Annotated in this window: 19 protein-coding genes; 10 read left to right on the top strand and 9 right to left on the bottom strand. The window is 77.2% G+C overall.

Annotation, left to right across the window (positions count from 1 at the left end):
* The 5 genes from AC0CYZ_RS14810 to AC0CYZ_RS14790 all read left to right on the top strand — a co-directional run.
* On the top strand, window positions 1–2942 hold a 2942-nt coding region (locus tag AC0CYZ_RS14810), incomplete at its 5' end, for an SbcC/MukB-like Walker B domain-containing protein (RefSeq protein WP_472216604.1).
* The gene (locus tag AC0CYZ_RS14805) at window positions 2939–4441 is read left to right on the top strand and encodes a TIGR02677 family protein (RefSeq protein WP_472216602.1); all 1503 of its coding nucleotides are present in this window, start codon (window positions 2939–2941) and stop codon (window positions 4439–4441) included. The genes AC0CYZ_RS14810 and AC0CYZ_RS14805, both read left to right, overlap by 4 nt.
* Entirely contained in the window at window positions 4438–5598 is a 1161-nt protein-coding gene (locus tag AC0CYZ_RS14800) for a TIGR02678 family protein (protein ID WP_472216600.1), read from the top strand. The genes AC0CYZ_RS14805 and AC0CYZ_RS14800 overlap by 4 nt, the downstream gene beginning before the upstream one ends.
* A gap of 125 nt (window positions 5599–5723) precedes the next feature.
* Complete coding sequence (locus AC0CYZ_RS14795) at window positions 5724–6170, top strand: hypothetical protein (protein WP_472216598.1); 447 nt, start codon at window positions 5724–5726, stop codon at window positions 6168–6170.
* A 21-nt stretch (window positions 6171–6191) separates the two neighbouring features.
* The gene (locus tag AC0CYZ_RS14790) at window positions 6192–6491 is read left to right on the top strand and encodes a DUF2399 domain-containing protein (RefSeq protein ID WP_472216596.1); all 300 of its coding nucleotides are present in this window, start codon (window positions 6192–6194) and stop codon (window positions 6489–6491) included.
* Here the strand turns inward: AC0CYZ_RS14790 and AC0CYZ_RS14785 are convergent.
* Window positions 6463–7236 (bottom strand): EI24 domain-containing protein, encoded by a 774-nt coding sequence (locus tag AC0CYZ_RS14785; RefSeq protein ID WP_472216594.1) that lies wholly within the window; start codon window positions 7234–7236, stop codon window positions 6463–6465. The two genes, AC0CYZ_RS14790 and AC0CYZ_RS14785, sit on opposite strands and share 29 nt — an antisense overlap.
* 93 nt (window positions 7237–7329) lie before the next feature.
* On the opposite strand from AC0CYZ_RS14785, the gene AC0CYZ_RS14780 reads away from it, so the two are divergent.
* Complete coding sequence (locus tag AC0CYZ_RS14780; protein ID WP_472216592.1) at window positions 7330–8223, top strand: ABC transporter substrate-binding protein; 894 nt, start codon at window positions 7330–7332, stop codon at window positions 8221–8223.
* Window positions 8224–8308: 85 nt separating this feature from the next.
* Here AC0CYZ_RS14780 and soxR read toward each other — a convergent pair whose 3' ends face one another.
* From soxR to AC0CYZ_RS14750, 6 genes are all read right to left on the bottom strand, one after another.
* A complete protein-coding gene (gene soxR / locus AC0CYZ_RS14775) occupies window positions 8309–8749 on the bottom strand; it encodes a redox-sensitive transcriptional activator SoxR (RefSeq protein WP_472216590.1) in 441 nt (146 codons plus the stop codon).
* 332 nt (window positions 8750–9081) lie between these two features.
* Entirely contained in the window at window positions 9082–9507 is a 426-nt protein-coding gene (locus tag AC0CYZ_RS14770) for a hypothetical protein (RefSeq protein ID WP_472216588.1), read from the bottom strand.
* Window positions 9508–9578: 71 nt separating this feature from the next.
* Entirely contained in the window at window positions 9579–10784 is a 1206-nt protein-coding gene (locus AC0CYZ_RS14765) for a DUF2786 domain-containing protein (protein WP_472216584.1), read from the bottom strand.
* Between the two features lie 73 nt (window positions 10785–10857).
* A complete protein-coding gene (locus tag AC0CYZ_RS14760) occupies window positions 10858–11706 on the bottom strand; it encodes a hypothetical protein (RefSeq protein ID WP_472216582.1) in 849 nt (282 codons plus the stop codon).
* 100 nt (window positions 11707–11806) lie between these two features.
* Window positions 11807–12757: an EcsC family protein gene (locus tag AC0CYZ_RS14755; RefSeq protein ID WP_472216580.1), complete on the bottom strand. Its 951-nt coding sequence runs from the start codon at window positions 12755–12757 to the stop codon at window positions 11807–11809.
* A gap of 10 nt (window positions 12758–12767) precedes the next feature.
* Complete coding sequence (locus AC0CYZ_RS14750) at window positions 12768–13409, bottom strand: uridine kinase family protein (RefSeq protein ID WP_472216578.1); 642 nt, start codon at window positions 13407–13409, stop codon at window positions 12768–12770.
* Window positions 13410–13428: 19 nt separating this feature from the next.
* On the opposite strand from AC0CYZ_RS14750, the gene AC0CYZ_RS14745 reads away from it, so the two are divergent.
* The 4 genes from AC0CYZ_RS14745 (at window position 13429) to AC0CYZ_RS14730 (ending at window position 17054) form a co-directional block, all read left to right on the top strand.
* Window positions 13429–14109, top strand: a complete 681-nt coding sequence (locus AC0CYZ_RS14745; RefSeq protein ID WP_472216576.1) for a DUF427 domain-containing protein — start codon at window positions 13429–13431, stop codon at window positions 14107–14109.
* Between the two features lie 112 nt (window positions 14110–14221).
* Entirely contained in the window at window positions 14222–15631 is a 1410-nt protein-coding gene (locus AC0CYZ_RS14740; RefSeq protein ID WP_472216574.1) for a ferredoxin reductase family protein, read from the top strand.
* Window positions 15632–15639: 8 nt separating this feature from the next.
* On the top strand, window positions 15640–16275 hold the full coding sequence (locus tag AC0CYZ_RS14735) for an FMN-binding protein (RefSeq protein ID WP_472216572.1): 636 nt from the start codon (window positions 15640–15642) through the stop codon (window positions 16273–16275).
* The gene (locus AC0CYZ_RS14730) at window positions 16272–17054 is read left to right on the top strand and encodes an FAD:protein FMN transferase (RefSeq protein WP_472216570.1); all 783 of its coding nucleotides are present in this window, start codon (window positions 16272–16274) and stop codon (window positions 17052–17054) included. Before AC0CYZ_RS14735 ends, AC0CYZ_RS14730 begins: the two co-directional genes overlap by 4 nt.
* Here the strand turns inward: AC0CYZ_RS14730 and AC0CYZ_RS14725 are convergent.
* Both AC0CYZ_RS14725 and AC0CYZ_RS14720 read right to left on the bottom strand, forming a co-directional pair.
* Window positions 17051–17767: a L,D-transpeptidase gene (locus AC0CYZ_RS14725; RefSeq protein ID WP_472216568.1), complete on the bottom strand. Its 717-nt coding sequence runs from the start codon at window positions 17765–17767 to the stop codon at window positions 17051–17053. The genes AC0CYZ_RS14730 and AC0CYZ_RS14725 overlap by 4 nt on opposite strands.
* 209 nt (window positions 17768–17976) lie before the next feature.
* On the bottom strand, window positions 17977–18348 hold a 372-nt coding region (locus AC0CYZ_RS14720), incomplete at its 5' end, for a nitroreductase/quinone reductase family protein (protein ID WP_472216566.1).

The following is an 18348-nucleotide window of genomic DNA, read 5'->3' as shown; positions in this document are numbered from 1 at the left end:
ACCCGCCCGCACTGGCCACCGAGCCCCGCCACGACGAGGCCGGCGGCACGACGGTCGAGGTCCCCGAGGGGCTCGACCCGGCCGACCCCGACGCCGGTGACCCCACCGCCGACCTCCCGGCCGCCCTCGTCGGGGTGGCCGACGGCCTCCGCGCGCACCGGACCCGCGTCCGTGACCTGGGGGACCAGGCGGCCGCGGCCGACCGCGAGGCCGCCGCCGCGGACCGCGCCGGGACCGAGGCCGACGAGGCCCGGGAGCGCGCCGAGGAGGCGGCCGAGCAGGCCGACGTCGGGCGGCGCGCGGCCCGCGCCGCGGCCGACGAGCACGCCGCCGCCGTCGGTACCTGGCGTGAGCGCCTCGCCGCCCACCTCGCCGCCGTGCCCGCGGCCGAGCCGGCCGGGGCCGGCGGCTGGTTGCCCGTGCCGACGGGCGAGGCCGACGACGACGGGTCGGGCGACGACCTGCGCCGTCGGGCGGAGGCCCTCGTCGGTGCCGCGCGGCGGGTCTCCGACGACGCGACCGGGGCCCTCGCGGCGGCGCGCAGCGGGGCGTCGGCCCGGGTCGGGGAGGCCACGCGCGAGGTCGAGGCCCTGCGGGCCGAGCACGCGCGGGTCGATGCGGCCGGCGAGCTGTCGGTGCCGCGCGGGGCCTGGCGCACCGACACCGACACCGACGACGCCGTGCTGCTCGCCTCCGTCGTCGACTTCGCCGAGGACCTCGACGACGCCGCCCGGGCCGGCCTCGAGGCCGCGCTCGAGGCGTCCGGCCTGCTCGCCGCCCGGGTGTGCGACGACGGGACCCTGCGCGGGCAGGGCGGGGAGCTGCTCGTGACTCCGGGGCCGGGCGGCGCCGGTGGGGCGTCGCGGTGGCTGGTCCCGGTGGACACCGGCACGGTGCCGGCGACGACCGTGGCCGGGGTGCTGGCGGCGATCGGCGACGCGCCGGGATCGGCCGGCATCTGGGTCCGCGACGACGGGTCGTTCGGCGCCGGACCGCTGCGCGGGCGGCACACCAAGCCGGCGGCCGAGCACGTCGGGGCGGGTGCCCGCGCGCACGCGCGGCAGCGGCGCCTCGCGGAGCTGGTCGCGCTGGTCGAGGACGCCCAGGAGCGGCTGACCACGGCCCGGGCGGTGGCGGCGGCGCTCGACGAGCACGCCGAGGGGCTGCGTGACCTGGTCCGGGAACTGCCCCCGACGCGCGCCGTGGACGACGCCGTCGCCGCGGCCACGGGGGCGGTGCGCTACGCCGAGCAGGCGCAGGGCCGGGCGGTCGAGCGGGCCGCCGCGGCGGCGGAGACCCGCCGTCGGGCCGACGAGGCCGCGGCCCGCCTGCAGCAGGAGGCCTCCGACGCGGGGCTGCCGACCGACCCGGCCCGGCTCGAGGAGCTGCTCGAGGCGGTCGGTGACGCCGAGCGGGCGCTGGCCGCGGTCGAGTCGGCCGCCGAGCGGGCCCGGCGCAGCGTGCGGTCGTGGCGCGAGGCCGTCGCGGGCTGGGAGCGGGAGGTCGCCGAGCTCGGATCCGCGGTGACCGACCACCGCGCGGCCGCCGGGCACGCGGCCGCGGTGCGTACCGAGCTGGAGACCGTCGAGGCGTCGCTGGGGGAGGAGCCGGCCAAGGTCGCGGCGCGCGTCGGGGAGCTCGACGAGCACCTCCGCGAGGTCGCGGCCCGGCTCGAGGCCGCCCGCGGGGAGCAGACGACCGCGGCCGTCGCGGTCCGCGAGGCCGAGCTCCGGGTGGAGGCGGCCCGCGAGACGCTCGGCGAGCGGGAGAAGGCCGCGACGGCGGGGCGGGCGCGGCTGGTCGAGGCGGCCGAGGTGCCCGGACTGCTCGCCGCCGCGGAGCGGCGTGTCGATCCAGCGAACGCGCCGCTCGCTCCGACCGGCGAGGACGGGTCGGCCGAGCCGGACCCGGTCCCCGCCACCCCGGACACCGTGGACGGGGCCCGGGAACTGGTGGAGGCCCTCCGCGGGCGGGTCCCAGCGCCGCGCGCGCAGGTCACCGAGGACGCCCTGGAGAAGGCGCTGCGCGCCACCCGCGACCGGCTGGCCTCCGGCTGGGACATCGAGTCGCGCCGCGGCGTCGACGGGACCCCGCTCGCTGTGCACGTCACCGGCCCGACCCGCGCCGTGCTCGCGCAGATGGTCCACCGGGTCGCGGCGCAGCGGCGCCGCGCCGTGAGCCTGCTGTCCGCCCAGCAGGACCAGGCGCTGCGCAACCTGCTGCACGGCCGGATCGCCCGCGAGGTGGCCGACGCGCTGTTCGCCGCACGCGAGCTGGTCGGCCGGATGAACCGGATCCTCCGGGGCGTCACATCCAGTCAGGGCATCGGGGTGCGCCTCGAGTGGCGGCCCCGTTCGGACCTCGAGCCCGACACCGCGACCGCCCTCGAGCTGCTCGGCAAGCACCCCGACCTGCGCACCCCCGAGGAGGACGACCAGGTCCGGGAGGCGGTGAAGGGCCTCGTCGAGCAGGCCCGGACGCATGACCCGGAGGCGTCGTACCGCACCGTCATCGGCGACGTCCTCGACTACCGCACCTGGCACGAGATGCGGATCTACCTGCGCCGGCCGAACCGCAACGACGAGCTGCTGACGCGCCGCACGACGCTCTCCGAGGGCGAGAAGAAGCTGGTGACGGTCCTGCCGATGGCCAGCGCCGCCGCCGCGAGCGCCGCCGCGCACGACCCGCACGGGGTCGGGGCGCCCCGGCTGGTGCTGCTCGACGACGCCTTCGCGAAGGTCTCCGAGGACAACCACGCGAAGCTCTTCGGGCTGCTCGTCGACCTCGACGTGGACTTCGTCGTCACCTCCGAGCGCCTCTGGGGCACCCACCCGAACGTGCCCGCGCTGGCGATCACCGAGGTGCTGCGCGACCCGGACCTGCGGGCGATCGCGCTGGTGCACTACCGCTGGGACGGCCACGACCTGGCGGTGACGGCGTGAGTACCCCGGGCATCCGGCCGGCGGTCTTCTCCTACGTCACCGAGTCGCCGGACTACCGGCACGTCCTCGCGGTCTTCGCCGGCACGTTCTTCGCCGAGCTGACCCCGTCGGAGGTCACCGCGCGGCTCGCCGAGGCGGGCACGGTGCTGGAGGAGACCACGGTCGGGCAGCGGCTGGAGCAGCTGCGGGAGTGGGGCAACCTCGAGGTGTCGGCGTCGATCGGACAGGTCGGCACCGTCGAGGAGTACTACCGGCGCCGCAACCGTTACCTGATCACGCGGGTGGGCCAGGAGGTGCACGACCTCGTCGAGGGCGTGCTGGCCCAGGTCGACGACGTCCGCGACGTGTCGCTGGGCCGGCTCGAGCAGCTGCGGTCCGCGCTCGAGGCCCTCACCCGGCTCGACGCGGCCAGCGCCCCGCCCGACCGGCTCGCCGAGGCCGTCCGGGCGGTGTTCGACCCGCACGTGGCGTTCTCCGCCGAGATCACCCAGTTCTTCGCCGCGATCAACCAGTGGCAGTCGCGGTTCGACCTCGACGAGGACGAGTTCGCGTTCTTCTCCGAGGTGCTCGTCGGCTACGTCGGGGAGCGGCTGGAGACGCTGCGGCGCGCGGCGCGGCCGGTCGCGTCGTTGCTGCTCGAGGTCGAGCCGGTGATCGACACGATCGTCGAGCGCGCGGCCGACGGCCTGGCCGCGCGGGTCGCCGCCGCGGGCCTGTCGAGCGTGCGGGTGCGCCGCGAGCCGGGGGCCGCCGCCGCGGACTGGGAGAACCTCGCCTCGTGGTTCGTAGGTGGGGCGAGCGGAGCGACGGGGGGATTGACGACGCCGGGGCGCCCGAGCCGGGTGCAGACGCTGGAACGCGACGCCGTGGACGCCGTCCGGACCCTCACCCAGAACCTGACGCGCCTCTCGCGCACCGGCACCGCGGGCTCGTCGCGCCGTGTCGACTTCCTGCGGCTCGCATCGTTCTTCTCGCGCGCCGACGCGGCACGGGCGCACGAGCTGGCCGCGGCGGCGTTCGGGATGTTCGGCGCGCGGCACCTCGGCGGGGCGGGCGGGGACGACAGGGATCCGGTGTCGTCGACGACGTCGTGGTGGGACGCCCCGGTCGCGACGGTGCCGGTCTCGCTACGCGAGCGCGGCGACACCACCAGCCGCGGCCGCACGTCCCGCGTCCAGGACCGCAGTCAGGAACGCCGTCACCTGCTGGCGCGGCGCGCGGAGGTCGAGAAGCGCGCTGCGGCCGCCCGGGCGGAACTGCTCGAGGCCGGCGCGTCCGGGTTCACGGCTCGGCTGTCCGAGCCGGCGCTGCGCGAGTTGCAGCGGGTCCTGACGCGGGCCGTCGCGGACCTGGGGCCCGCCTCGTCGTCGGGAACGGTCTCGCTCGACGGCGTGCGATGCGTGGTCCGCCGCGAGCCGGGGAGCGCGACGACGGTCCCCACCCACGTCGGTGCGCTGCGCGTCGAGGGGCTGGTCCTCACCGTGGAGCCGGCGTCGTGAGCGCGCCGCGCACCGACCCGCAGCGCGACGGCGAGCTGGTCAGCGCCACCCGCGCGCTGCTCGCCCGGCCGTGGCGCACCGTCGAGTCCGACCCGGACCTCGTCGCGCTCGTCCGCCGCCACACCGAGGCGCTGGACGCGTGGTTCACCCAGGAGCTGGCCTACCGGCTCGTCGTCACCGCCGACACCGCGCGGCTGGTCAAGACCGGCCACGTGCCGCCCGACCGCCCGCTGCGCACCGTGTCGGCGAACCCCCGGCCGTTCACCTCCGCCGAGTACACCGCGCTCGCGCTCGTGCTGGCCGCGACGACGTCCGGCCCGGACCGCACCAGCCTCCGCGACCTCGTCAACGCCGTGCACTCCGCGGCCGCCGAGGCGGGGATCGTCCTGGACACCGACGCGGCGTCGCGCCGGGCGCTCGTGACGGCGCTGCGCTGGCTGATCGCGCAGGGGATGGTGCGCGAGCTGGACCGCGGGGTCGCGACGTACGAGCACGACGCCGACGCGGACGCGCTGCTCGAGGTGCGCCAGGACCGCACGGCGCTCCTCCCGACGGGCGCGGTGGTCGGTGCGGAGGACCCGGACGAGCTGGTGGCGCGCGCCCGGGAACGGGGATCCGGGCCGACGTCGGTGCGGCGCCGGTTGGTCGAGGACCCGGTGGTGCTGGCCGGCGACCTCGACGCGGCCCGGTTCGGCGAGCTGCGCCGGCGGGCCGCCGACGAGGCCCGGCGCCTCGAGGCGCGGACCGGGCTCGTCCTCGAGGCGCGGGCGGAGGGGTTCGCGGCGCTCGACGTCGACGGCGGCTGCTCCGACGTGGCGTTCCCGACGGGCGGGACGCTGCCGCACGCGGCGTTGTTGCTGGTCAGCGAGCTGGTGTACCAGTTCCGGCCGGAGGACGACCCGGACCCGATCCCGTGGGCGTCGGTGCGCGAGGTCCTCGACGAGCTCGTGGCCGAGCACGGGCGGTACTGGTCGAAGGGGGCGCTGGCCGACCGCGACCGGTTCGCCGCGGACGTGCTGGCGCTGCTGGTCTCGGTGCGGCTCGTGGAGGTGGCCCACGACGGCGCCGTCCGGGTCCTGGCGCCGGCGGCCCGGTACGCGCCCGAGGTGACCGTGGCCGACGACGAGGCCGAGGACGAGCAGCCGACCCTGCTGTGAGCCGTCCCCGGTGGCAGCAACGGCACGATGCTGGCGTCCGACGCCAGGACGGCGCCGTTCACCCAGCGGCCGCTCGGTCCGCGCCGTCGCCGTGGCTGTCGGGGGCTCGGCCTACCGTGCGGGCCGTGGACGTGATGGCGCGCATCGGTGAGCTGGTGGAGCTCGGGCACACCGGCGACCGCGAGGTCGCGCGGCGCCGGCTCGAGGAGCTCTGGGAGGACCCGGCGGTGCAGGCCGACCCGCTGCACCGCTGCAGCCTTGCCCACCACGCGGCCGACCTACAGCCCGCGGTGGCCGACGAGCTCGCGTGGGACTACCGGGCCCTCGAGGCCGCCGACGAGGTCACCGACGAGCGCGCCCGCGCGGAGCACCCGGACCTGGACGTCGCCGCCCTCTACCCGTCCCTGCACCTGAACCTCGGCGACGCCTCCCACCGCCTCGGGGACCTCGTCGGAGCCCGCCACCACCTCGAGTGCGCCCGGGCGTCCCTCGACCGGCTTCCCGACGACGGCTACGGGCGGATGATCCGGGCGGGCGTCGAGGCCCTCGGCCGACGCTGCGGAGGGCCGTGATGCCGACCCCTCCCGTGCTGCTTGACGCCGAGTTCGCTCCGCCGGCTGCTCGAGGCCGGGGCGCAGGTGCACCACCACGGCGACTTCGACCCCGACGGCGTGGCGATCACCGCGCGGTTGACCGACCTCGGCGTCGTCCCGTGGCGGATGTCGGCGGCCGACCACCTGACGGCGCGCGCCGCCGCGGAGCGGGACGGGGTCGAGCTGCGGCCGATCACCGCGCCGGTGCCGGCGACGCCCTGGGACCCCGAGCTGCAGCGCGTGATGACGCACGCGGTCGACGAGGAGCGCGTCATGGACGGCCTGCTCGACGAGCTGTGAGACCGGTCGGCTCGCCGCGCAGCTCCCGGGCGAGCAGCGTCGCCGCGGCCGCCCCGACGGGCACGGCGAGGATCCCGACCAGGGGCAGCAGGCACAGCAGGTAGGTCGGCACCCCGATCGCCCAGCCCAGGACCCGCCGCGAACCCACCAGACGGCGCCGTTCGCGGAAGCCGATCCCACGGCGCTCCAGCGCGGGCGCCGTCAGCTCCAGCACGAGCAGCCGCCCACCCACCAGCGCCGCGACCACCGGCACCACGGTCTGGCCCAGCACCGGCACGAAGCCGAGGGCGAACAGCGGGACCGCGGCGACGACCGACAGCACCACGAGGACCAGTCCGTCGCGTGCGCCACGGACGAGCGACGTGGCCGCCGACCGCGACGGCCCGGCCGGCACCTCACCCACGCCGTCGTCGACCAGCTCGGAGAGCCGCTCGTAGAACGGCCCGCCGATCGCGAGCGTGACCCCGACGAAGGCCAGCACCGCCACGAACGCCACCGCGGCCACCACCGCCACCTCCGTGACCAGGCGCGCGGCGGACCGGGCGCCCGGGGACCAGCCGTCCGCGAACGGGGTGAGCAGCGCCGCGAGGTCCGGCAGGAAGCGCCCGAGCACGGCGAGCATGACGACGTAGAGCAGCACCGTGACCAGGGCGGGCAGCGCGCCGAGCCGCAGCAGACGGGGCGAGCTCAGGACGGTCGCCGCGCCGCGCGCGTAGAGGCGCAGCCCGAGCACGAGGTCCGACACGTCCGGATCGTCCCGCAGCGCCGGTGCGCATGTGCGTGCGTCTCCGTATTCCGACACGGAAACGCACGCACGGGAGCCGTAGGCTCGAAGAACATGCGGATCGCCTCGCTCCTGCCGGCGACGACCGAGATCGTCGGTGCGCTCGGCCGGGCCGACGACCTCGTCGCGGTGACCTTCGAGTGCGACCACCCGCCCGGGGTCCGCGACCGCGTGCCCGTCGTCGTCCGCTCCGCGCTGGACGAGGGCATGACCCCGGCCGAGATCGACGCGCGCGTCCGGGAGCGCGCCGCGGCCGGGTTGCCGATGTACGCGCTGGATCGGGAACGCCTGCGGGCGGCCGCGCCCGACGTCGTCGTCACCCAGGACCTCTGCCGGGTGTGCGCCCTCCCCGGCCACACCGTCACCGAGGCGCTCGCCGAGCTCGGGCTCGACCACGTGCGGGTGCACTCCTACGACCCCCACACCCTCGAGGGTGTCCTCGACGGCATCACCGCGCTCGGCGCGGCGCTCGACACGGACGCCGGGCCGCTGCTGGCCGAGCTGCGCGGGCGTCTCGACGCGGTCGCCGCGGCGCTCGCGGGCCGCCCACGGCCCCGGGTGCTCGTCCTGGAGTGGACCGACCCGCCGTTCCTCCCCGGCCACTGGGTGCCGGAGCTCGTCCGGCGCGCCGGCGGCGAGCCGGTCTCGGGCGCCGACGGCGGGCGCAGCGTCGCGGTGTCGTGGGAGGAGATCCGCGACGGCGGGCGGCCCGACGCGGTCGTCGTCACCCCGTGCGGCTTCGGCCTCGACGCGGCGTGCGAGCAGGCGGAGCCGGTGGCGGCGCAGCTGCCGGGCGTGCCCCTGGTGGCGATCGACTCGGCGTCGTACGTGGTGCGCGCGGGCCCGCGGCTGGTCGACGGGATCGAGGCGCTGGCGCACGCGCTGCACCCGGATGTGGTCCCCGCGCCGCCACCGGGCCGGGTCCGCCAGGTGTTCGCCGCCCGCTGAGCGACGAGGGGTCTCGACCACCGGAGGGGAACCGAGTCCTCGCGACCCGGTTCCCTGATGGGATCGCCGCGCGGAGCGGCCCTCCTCAGCCCAGGCGCCGCGGCCCGGGACCTTCCTCGCCGAGCCGGTCGCCGGGGTTGGCCATGGCGCACCGGTCGAGGGAGAGGCACCCGCAGCCGATGCAGCCGGAGAAGTCGTCGCGCAGCTGCTGCAGGCGCCGGATGCGGTCGTCGAGCTCCGCGCGCCAGGTGCGGGAGAGGGCCTCCCAGTCGGCGCGGGTCGGGGTCCGGGAGTCGGGGAGCTCGTCGAGCGACGCGCGGACCTGCGCGAGCGGGACGCCGACGCGCTGCGCGATGCGGATGAACGCGATGCGGCGCAGGACCTCGCGCTTGAAGCGGCGCTGGTTGCCCGACGTCCGGCGGCTCCGGATGAGGCCCTCGCGCTCGTAGAAGTGCAGGGCCGAGACGGCGACCCCGCTGCGCCGGGAGACCTCGCCGACGGTCAGCTCGGAGGTGGCCGTGGTCATCCCGCGACGGTGGACCTCGAGGATGGTCCAGGTCAACCCGTGCGGGGCGCCCGTCCGATGGGTCGGAGCGGGAGGGCGGTCCCGGTGTCGGGCCCGCCCTCCCACTCCTGCGCGCGTCCGGTGCTCCCCCCGGGGCCCCGGACGCGCGCCCGCCGTCTCCGGCGGTCGTCCCCCGAGAGCGACGGGGCCTGCTCGCCCGCCCCGCGCTCTGCCAGGCAAAACGGTGATCATGGGCGCGGAGAACGGTTACCGGTCAGTGACCACCCGACCGGACGAGGGAACCGTCCCCGACGACACCTGAGCGTGTCCGGTGCGTCCGGACGGGCACCCGCTCAGCGGGCCGCCGCGGCGAGGAGGCGGACCGTGACGAGCGCGGCGTCCTCGGTGCTCACCCCGGCGGCGTCTGCCCACGACGAGACCGGGTGGCCGGACCCGTCGAGCGCGGCGCGCAGCGCGGGCGGGACGGCCTCGGCGTCGGGCGGCAGCTCGACGCCCGCGGCCACGTCGTCGCACGCCGCCAGGATCTCCGCCCGACGGCGGGCGAGGTGCTCGGCGAGCAGGTGGCGCAGTTCGGGGAGCGCCTCGTCGCGCCCGGCCGCGAGGTCGGTGCCCGCGCGGCGGAGCAGCCGCCGCAGCGTCTCGGCGGGCAGGCCCCGCCCGACGTCGGCGCGCGGCGCCGTGGGTCCGCCCTCCGGCACGCCCCGCCGCTGGTCACGGCGGCGCTGCTTCGCCGCGCGGCGTTCCCGGGAGGTGGCCACGCCTGCGATCGTCCCAGCCCGACCCGGGCGCCCCGACCGGGCCGCCCCGACCCGGGGGCCGGACCCGCGCCTCACTCGAGCGCGTCCCGCCCGACCCGCAGGCTGGCCGCGTCCGCCGCCTCCCGGCCGGCGTCCCACCCGGCCGCGTTCCCGACCGAGAATCGCTTCGTGGTGATCCGCGGGAAGAGCTGCGTCGTCGTCCGCTCGACCACCTCGCCGCGCGCCGCGAGCACCGGGAGCAGCGCGTCGCCCGCCGCCGCCACGGCCTCCTGCTCCGCCGCCGCGCCCGCCTCCCGGAGCCGCTCCCCGATCCGGGTGGCGTAGGAGAGCAGGAACGCGTGCCGGAACGACCGGGTCCGCGAGCCCGCCCGCGACGAGCGCGAACCCGCGGCGGCCATCGCCCGCCCCGCCTGGACCAGCAGCGACGTCACGAGCAGCTCGACCGTGTCCAGGTCGGTGGGCCAGCCGATCACCGTCACGAGATCCAGTGCCGCGAGGCTCACCGCGCGACAGCGGTTCGCCACCGCCACCTGGTGGACCAGGCTCGACTTGGCCGAGGTGTACGGCGCGTCCAGCCACAGCCGCCGCGTCGACGCGGTCGACGCTCCGGTGCCCGGCGTCGGGTCCACCGCCACCCGTTCCAGCGCGTGGCGGGCCATCAGCTCCTGGGCCTTCGCCGAGAGCGCCTCGGCCTCCTCGGGGAACGACGTCGACTCGGCCTTCGCGAGCAGCCCCCGCACCCGGGCGAGGACGCGGGGGTCGGCGCCGGTGTCGTCGGCCGCCTCGGCCCCGCCCGCGACGGCGGGCAGGGGCGGCAGCCGCAGCGCCTCCCCGACCAGGTGCACCACCCACCCCAGCGCCTCGGCCCCGGTGAGCCCGCGCACCGTGCGCCACTGGGTCACGAGCGGACGGCCGGCGTCCCACCAGACCCCCGCGTCGACCCCCGGCAGCGACCAGCCGGCCGGGCGCCGGCGCGCGTCGGCCGCGAGGACGTCGCCGAGCAGCGGCACGACCCCCGCCCCGAGCCGGCGGCGCAGCACCTCCACGACGTCGCGGGGAGTCCAGCCCCGCGACCACAGCGGGTCGACCGCGTCGAGCAGCGCGCGGTCGGCCGCCGCGTCGAGCACCGCGTCGCCCCACCGGTCAGCCAGCAGCGCCCGCACCCGCGCGACGTCGTCCGGCGCGCCGCGGCACCCGGCCGCGAGCTCGGTGAGCAGCGCCGTGGCGCTCGCGACCGTGCCGGCGTCCGCGAGGGGAGGGTCGGGGGTCTGGGTCATGGCGCCTCCGATCATCGTCGTCGGGGGCTTGGAGACGACGCGGGGCCCATCGGTTCCGGCCCGGAGGGAGAAACTACGAGGCGGCCGCGGTGAGGTCCCCGACGACGGCGGGGGTGCCGTACTTCTCGTGCAGGAACCGCTCGGTGTAGAGGTGCTCGGCGGTCTCGAGGACCCGTGCGATCTGGCGGGTCGAGAGGACGACGCCGATCCCGACGCCGAGGCCGGGCACGCCGCGCGCCAGGTCGCAGGCCCCGTGGTGGCCGAAGTCGGGCCGGACGGGACCGCCGGCGCCGACGACGACGCGGGCCGGGTCGGGCGAGAGGCCGGCGGCGAGGACGGCGAGGGCGAACGCGCGCTCCGCGGGCTCGGCCGGGTCGTACCCGTAGTGCATCGCGACCCGCGCGACGGCGCGGGTGCAGGCCGCGGCGGCCAGCACGGTGTCCAGCGCGGCCGCGGCGAGCGCGGCGGCGACCCCGGTCGCGGCACTGGCGGCTCCGGTCGCGGCGCCGGCGGCGGCCCCGGTCAGGCCACCGCGCACCCCGGCGGCGGTGACGTGGGCGCGGGTCAGCGAGGCGCGCATCGCCCGCAGCTCGTCGATCTCGAGGCTGCGCAGGTCCGCCGGGACGACGACGGGGAACCCGGCCTCGACCAGCGTCGCGACCACGTGCTCCGCGCGTCCCGCGGCGAGCCAGCCCACCCGCATCCCGACGTCGCGCAGCGGGCCGGCGACGGTACCGCCCAGGACGTCGTCGAGGACCCCTGCGCCGGGCAGGAGGCGCAGCCCGGAGATGGCGAGCGCCGAGATCCGGCCCCACCAGCCGGACCCGGCGGGGTCGGCGGCCCGCCAGCGCTGCACGGCGGCCCAGGCCCGCGCGTCGCCCGGCGACATGACGTCCGGGTCGGGCGCGAGCGGTGCGGCCATGGACGCGGACGGTAGGGACCCCGGACGGCGCGGCCGTGGAGGAGACGTGGACGGCGGGTGAACCGGCGGTGTCACCGCGGTCGCGCCCCCGCCGTCGGGGTCAGGCCTGCTCGGCCAGGAGCTCCTGCGGGGGTTCCTCGTCGAACGGGATCTCGTACTTCTCGTGCAGGAACCGCTCGCGGTAGAGGTGCTCGGCGGCGTCGACGACCCGCCCGAGGAGCCGGGCCGAGAGCGCCGCCCCGATCCCGATGCCCACGAACGGGACGAGCTGGGCGAGCTCGCGCTGCCCGATCTGGGAGAGCAGCCGCTGGTGCACCGCGTGGGCGAGGCGACGCATCTGGCGCTGCTGGCGCTTCTTCTTCTCCTTGTCCTTCTCCCGCGAGGCGATCAGCGACGCGACCTCCTCGTAGGCGCCCGGCAGGTCGGCGTCGGAGGAGAGCCCGACGGCGAGGATGGCCAGCGCGACGACCTGCTCGGAGCGCTTGGTGACGTCGTAGCCGTAGTAGGCGCCGACGTGCGCCACCGCGCGCGTGCAGGCGGCTACGGTCAGCAGCGCGTCGCCGGTCAGCGACGTGACGATGACGGCGATCCCGGGCAGCCCCCCGAGCCCGAGCACCCCTGACCCGCCTGCGGCCGCCGAGGCCCCCGTCGTCGCCAGCAGGCTGGTCGCTCCGCCCTGCACCGCCGCGGCCACCGGGTAGGCGAGGTCGAGGCGGGGCATGGCCTCCTGGACGTGGCCAACGGCGAGCTTGCGGATGTCCTTGAAGTCGGCCACGTCGTGGCCCAGGGCGCGGTAGCGGGCGAACACCGCCTCCCGGCGCAGCGTCGCGGCGCCCGCCCCGGCTCCGGCGGCGGCGATCTGGTGCAGCACGTCCTGGACCGTGTCGTCGAGCTGGCGCACCCCGGGCACCCGCCGCAGGCCGCTCTGGACCAGCGCGCGCACCTCGGTGACGGTGTCGAGCAGCGGGGCGAGCGGGCCGCCGCCGTCGTCGGTGATCCGCTCCTTCCACTCCGCCACCTCGCGCCACTGATCGGCGTCCGTGCTGCTCACGGACGCCGTGTCAGGCAGGTCCTTCGTCGCCGTCACGCCCGGACCGTACCCATTCGTCGACGTCGGCACGGCCGGTGAGCCGGCCGTCCTCGTGCCGGGTGACGACGACGTCCGCCGCGGCCCGGGTGCCGTGGGCCGCCGCGAGGGCCTGCTCCTGGCGTTCGAAGGCCGCCCGGTGCGGGGCGTAGACCGCCCAGTCGTCGCGGGCGTGCAGGCGGCGCTCCCGCTCGTCGGGGTCGGCGTCGACCCACACGAGCAGCGAGAGGGCCTCGCGCAGCGGCGGCGCGCCCGTGCCGCAGCCCTCCACGACGACGAGCGGTCCGACCGGTCGCCGGCGCGGGGGTGCGACGCGGTCGTGGCGCCAGTCCCACGGCTCGACGACGGGGACCTCCCCGCGCCGCAACGGCTCGACCAACTGCGCGTGGGCGCGTCCCGGCCCGGCCGCGAGCCCCTCCCAGCCGAGGTAGAAGGTCTCGAGCGACAGCACGGTCACCGTCGGGTCGGCGCGGCGCAGGTCGTCGGCCAGGGTCGTCTTGCCGGCCCCGGAGAACCCGTCGACGCCGAGCAGGCGGACGAGGCCGGCGCGCGGTGGTGCGGCGCGGGTCAGCGCGAGGAGGTGGGCTGCGCCCTCGTGAGCAGTACTCCGTGCCATGACACGGAATAGTGCTCACATGGCGAAGCCACCTCCTCCCGAGCGCGGGCGCAAGCGGATCCGGGCGGTGCGCGGCGGGCGGGTCGTCGTCGACACCCTCGCGCCGGTGCTGGTCTGGGAGTGGCCCTTCTACCCGACCTATCACCTGCCCGTCGCCGACGTGGACCTCGCCGCGCTGCCGCCCGACGCCGTCCGCCGCGTGCGCCTGGACGTCGACGGCGAGCCGGCCGACCTCGTGCGGGTCGACTGGGACGCGGTGGAGCAGTGGTTCGAGGAGGACGAGCCGGTCGCGGTGCACGCCCGCGACCCCTACGTCCGCATCGACGCGCTGGCCAGCTCGCGGCACGTCGAGGTCTCGGTGGACGGCGTGGTGATCGCCGACTCGACCCGCCCGACGGTGCTCTTCGAGACCCGCCTGCCGCCCCGCTTCTACCTGCCGCTGCCCGACGTCCGGCTCGACCTGCTGCGGCCCTCGGACACCGTGACCCACTGCCCGTACAAGGGAAGCGCCACGTACTGGTCCGTCGAGCTCCCCGACGGCACCCGGCATCCCGACCTCTTCTGGACCTACCGTGCGCCGCTGCCCGAGAGCCAGAAGGTCGCCGGGCTCGCGGCGGTGTGGACCGAGAAGGTCGACCTGCGCCTCGACGGCGTGGCCCAGGAGCGTCCGCGCACCCACTTCGACGTGCCGGGGACCTGACGGGCACCGGTTTCCCCATTCGGCCACGGGCGGCCGGGACCGGGTGTCACGATCGCGTCGCCTGCCCTCCCGGGGCGGGTCGGCCGACCCCCGCCCGTCCCGGAGGTGATCCGTGACCGCCCTCGTCGAGCGTCGCGACGGCGCCGTCCCGAGCCGCCCCTCGGCCCCGACGGCCCTGCGCGATCGCGCCGTGCGCACCGCCAGCCGGACGGTCCTCGCCGCCGCGCTCGCCGTCATCGTCCTGTCGTGGGCCACCGGCGGCGGGCTCGCCGACCTCTCCGGATGGGCCTCCGGGCTCACCTCGCTCGGCCGGCTGACCGGTGTGCTGGCCTCGCTGCTGATGCTCGTGCAGGTCCTCCTCATGGCCCGCGTGCCGCTCGTCGAGCGGGCCTTCGGTCAGGACCGGCTCGCGGTCCTGCACGGGCTGGTCGGGTTCACCTCGTTCACCGGGATGATCGCCCACGTCGGGCTCATCACCTGGGGCTACGCCGCCGGGGACCTGGCCGCGACACCCGGCGAGCTGTGGGACCTCACCCTGACCTACCCGGGGATGCTGCTGGCCGCCGCCGGCACCGCGTGCCTGGTGCTCGTCGCCGTGACCAGCACGCGGGCGGCCCGGGCCCGGATGCGCTACGAGTCGTGGCACCTGCTGCACCTCTACGCCTACCTCGGCGTCGGGCTCGCGCTGCCCCACCAGCTCTGGACCGGCCAGGAGTTCCTCGCCTCGACCGCGCGCACGGTGTTCTGGTGGAGCGCCTGGGCGCTGACCGCGGTCGCGGTGCTGGTGTGGCGGGTCGGGCTGCCGCTCTACCGCACGCTGCACCACCGCCTCGTCGTCACCTCGGTCGTGCCCGAGGGCGACGGGTGCGTCTCGGTCTACCTCGCGGGCGAGCACCTCGCGGAGCTCGACGTGCGCGCCGGGCAGTTCCTGACCTGGCGCTTCCTGTCGGGCACGGGGTGGATGCGCGCACACCCGTACTCGGTGTCGGCGGCCCCGGACGGGCGCAGCCTGCGGATCACCGTGAAGGACCTCGGTGACGGCACCGCCGCCGTCCCGGGGCTGCGTCCGGGCACGAAGGTCCTGATCGAGGGCCCCTACGGGCGGTTGACGACGCGCGCCCGCACCCGTCCCGGCGTGGCGCTGATCGGCGCCGGGGTCGGGATCACCCCGTTGCGCGCCCTGGCCGAGGAGCTGGGCGCCGGGGCCGGCGCCGCCGACGTCGTCGTGCTGCACCGCTTCACCGGACCGCCGCTGTTCGCCCGCGAGTTCGCGGTGCTCGCCCGCGAGGGGCGGGTCGCGCTGGTCCCGCTCCCGGGCCGCCGACGGGCCCCGGACTCCTGGTTCGGGGCGGGTGCCGGACCCGCCGACGACGTCGCCGCCCTGCGCCGCCGCGTCCCGGACATCGCGGAGCGCGACGTCTACCTCTGCGGCCCCACCCCGTGGACCGACCTGGTCCGGCGCACCCTCCTCGCGGCCGGCACCCCCGCCGACCGCGTCCACGTCGAGGCCTTCGGATGGTGAGCCCGGTGATGCCCCCCGCCCGCGTGGACCGCGGCACCCGACGGATCGTGCTGTGCGGTCTCACCACGGTGAGCGCGGTCGTCCTGCTCTTCTCCTACCGCACCTCGACCACCCCGGAGCTCCCGGAGGCCGCCGCGACGCCGGACACGACCGGCGTGGGGACGGTCGATGCGGGGTCGGCCGCCGCCACCGGGCCCGGCGCGGGAGGGCCCTACGGCGGCGAGCCCGACGCGGGGGAGCCCCACGGCACGCAGCCCGACGCGGGCGGGGCCTCCGGTTCGTCGCCCGGGGCCGGTCGGGCCGCTCCGGTGCCCGCGGCCGCGGCCCCGTCGGTCCGGGGCCGGCCGGCCGCCGGCGCGGGGTACTCCGGGACCGTCACCGGCCCGATCGTGCAGGTCAAGTGGGGCCAGGTGCAGGTCCGGGCGACCCTCGAGGCGGGACGCATCACCGCGGTGGACGTGCTCCGGACCCCGGACGAGAACGCCCACGACCGGCAGGTCAACGCGGCGGCCGTCCCCGTCCTCGTCCGGGAGACCCTCGCGGCGCAGAGCACGCGGATCGACATGGTCAGCGGGGCGACGTTCACCTCGGGCGGATACGTCCGCTCGCTGCAGGCCGCGCTCGACCGGGCGGGGACGACGTGACCGCACCGTCCGCGGTCGACGCTCCGGTCGCCCGGCGCGTCGAGCACGTGATGGGCATGCCGATCAGCCTCGCGCTGCGTGGCCGCCACGCCGACGACGAGGCGGCCGACGCCGCGTGGAGCGCGGTGCTCGCCGCCCTCCGCGAGGCCGACCGCGTGTTCAGCACCTACCGGGGCGACTCGGTCGTCGCCGCGATCCGCCGGGGCGACCTCACCCCGGCCGACGCACCGGACGAGGTGCACGAGGTGCTCGCGATCGGCGCCCGCGCCGAGCGCGCCACCGACGGCGCGTTCTCGGTGTGGCGCCACGGCGCGGGCGACCACCCGGTGCTGGACCCGAGCGGCATCGTCAAGGGCTGGGCCGTCGAGCGCGCCTCGGTGTTCCTGCGCGCGCTGCCCGGCACCGACTTCTGCCTGTCCGCCGGGGGCGACATGGTCTGCCGCGCCCTCGCGGGGGAGCCGTGGCGCGTCGGGATCGAGGACCCGCACGACCCGGCGCGCGTGCTCGCCGTCGTCGCGGTCCGCGACGGGGCGGTGGCCACCTCGGGCAGCGCGCACCGCGGCGCCCACGTGGTCGACGCCCGCACCGGCGACCCGCCGGCCGCCGTCGCGCAGGTGACGGTGACCGCGGCGTCGCTGACGTGGGCCGACGTCGACGCCACCGCCGCCTACGCCCTCGGTGAGCGGGCCGCCGAGTGGCTCGGGCGTCGCGTCGGCCGGACCGGGCTCGTGGTGTGGGCCGACGGGACGACGACCACGGTGCCGGGCGGGCCCACCTAGAAGGTGGTGACCCCGTCGCCGATGCGCAGGGTGTCGAAGAACGTCGCCGCGTCGGCCGCCGAGAGGTGGATGCAGCCGTTCGACGAGGTGGTGAGGCTGCCCTCGTGGAAGGCGATGCCGCCGGGCGCGAAGTACACCGCGTGGTTCATCGGCTCGTGGAACTCGGTCGAGAACCCGTTCCGTTCCTTGCGCAGCACGTGGAAGGTGCCCGCCGGGGTGGCCGAGGAGTCCGGCCCCGGCGGCCGGCGGAACGTGTCCGTGCCCGGGAGCATCTCCAGCGGCCCCGTGAAGGGCCTGCCGTCGCGCTGCAGCCACGCGGTGTGGCGGGCGAGGTCGACGCAGGCCACCGAGGTCGCGGGGCACCGGGCGAGCTCGGCCGGGGTCAGGGCGACGGGACCGGGGGGCGGCGCGGGCTCGACGACGGGAGCCGCGGGCAACGCCGCGGGGGCCGCCGGCGCCGGGGCGGCCGCGGCGGGCGCCGTACCGCTCTCGGCGCCGGAGAAGACGACGAGCACGGCACCCATCGCGAGCAGGACCCCGAAGGCCAGGACGAGGACGAACCCCGTCCGCCGGCGCGGCTCGCGTGGCTCGGCCGGGCGCCGCGGGGGCTCCCGGCGCTCGAGCGTCGCGGCCGGGGCCCGACCGGCGGCCGGACGCGCCGGCGCGCGGGCCTCGGAGGCGGCGGGACGCCGGGGCGCGGGCGCACGTCGCATGCCCGCCGGGCGCGGCTCCAGCGCCAGCGCACGGGCGGGGGAACGCTGCGTGCGCTCCCGCGCTGCGCGGGCGGAGTGGCGTGGCGCGATGGCGACGTCTCCTCTCCTGCGCGACCGCGGACCGTGCTCCTGACGGCCCTCACGGTAGTCAGCCGACGCCCACATCCGTCCCTCAGGGGTGCGGCGCGCCGGGTGGAGGATGCCCGGAGTCAGCCCTCGCGACGCTCGAGGAGCACCACCGGGATCGTCCGGGTGGTCTTCGCCTCGTACTCGGCGAACCCGGGGTAGCGCTCCTTCTGGGTCTCCCAGATCGGGTCTCGCTCCGCGGCGGGGAGGTCCCGGGCCCGCACCGGGATCGAGTCGATGCGCTCGCCGTCGCCCACCTCGATCGAGACGTCGGGCTGCGCGAGCAGGTTGTGGTACCAGTCCGGATTGTCCGGGGCACCCGCCTTGGACGCGAACACCGCCCAGCCACCGTCGACGGCCTGGTACATCACGGGGCTGAGGCGTTCGGTGCCGCTGCGGCGGCCGACGTGGTGCAGGAGGAGCAGTGGGGCGCCCTCGAACTGCCCGCCGACGTG

Source organism: Actinomycetospora sp., assembly GCF_055612215.1.
Note: the sequence above shows the minus strand (reverse complement) of the source record. Positions and strands in the feature narration are given on the sequence as shown.

Coding starts and splice junctions, on each gene's coding strand:
- AC0CYZ_RS14780 (WP_472216592.1), top strand. CDS start 7,330: ATGCGGATCGCCTCGCTCCTGCCGGCGACGACCGAGATCGTCGGTGCG.
- soxR (WP_472216590.1), bottom strand. CDS start 8,749: ATGACCACGGCCACCTCCGAGCTGACCGTCGGCGAGGTCTCCCGGCGC.
- AC0CYZ_RS14765 (WP_472216584.1), bottom strand. CDS start 10,784: ATGACCCAGACCCCCGACCCTCCCCTCGCGGACGCCGGCACGGTCGCG.
- AC0CYZ_RS14760 (WP_472216582.1), bottom strand. CDS start 11,706: ATGGCCGCACCGCTCGCGCCCGACCCGGACGTCATGTCGCCGGGCGAC.
- AC0CYZ_RS14750 (WP_472216578.1), bottom strand. CDS start 13,409: ATGGCACGGAGTACTGCTCACGAGGGCGCAGCCCACCTCCTCGCGCTG.
- AC0CYZ_RS14745 (WP_472216576.1), top strand. CDS start 13,429: ATGGCGAAGCCACCTCCTCCCGAGCGCGGGCGCAAGCGGATCCGGGCG.
- AC0CYZ_RS14735 (WP_472216572.1), top strand. CDS start 15,640: ATGCCCCCCGCCCGCGTGGACCGCGGCACCCGACGGATCGTGCTGTGC.
- AC0CYZ_RS14725 (WP_472216568.1), bottom strand. CDS start 17,767: ATGCGACGTGCGCCCGCGCCCCGGCGTCCCGCCGCCTCCGAGGCCCGC.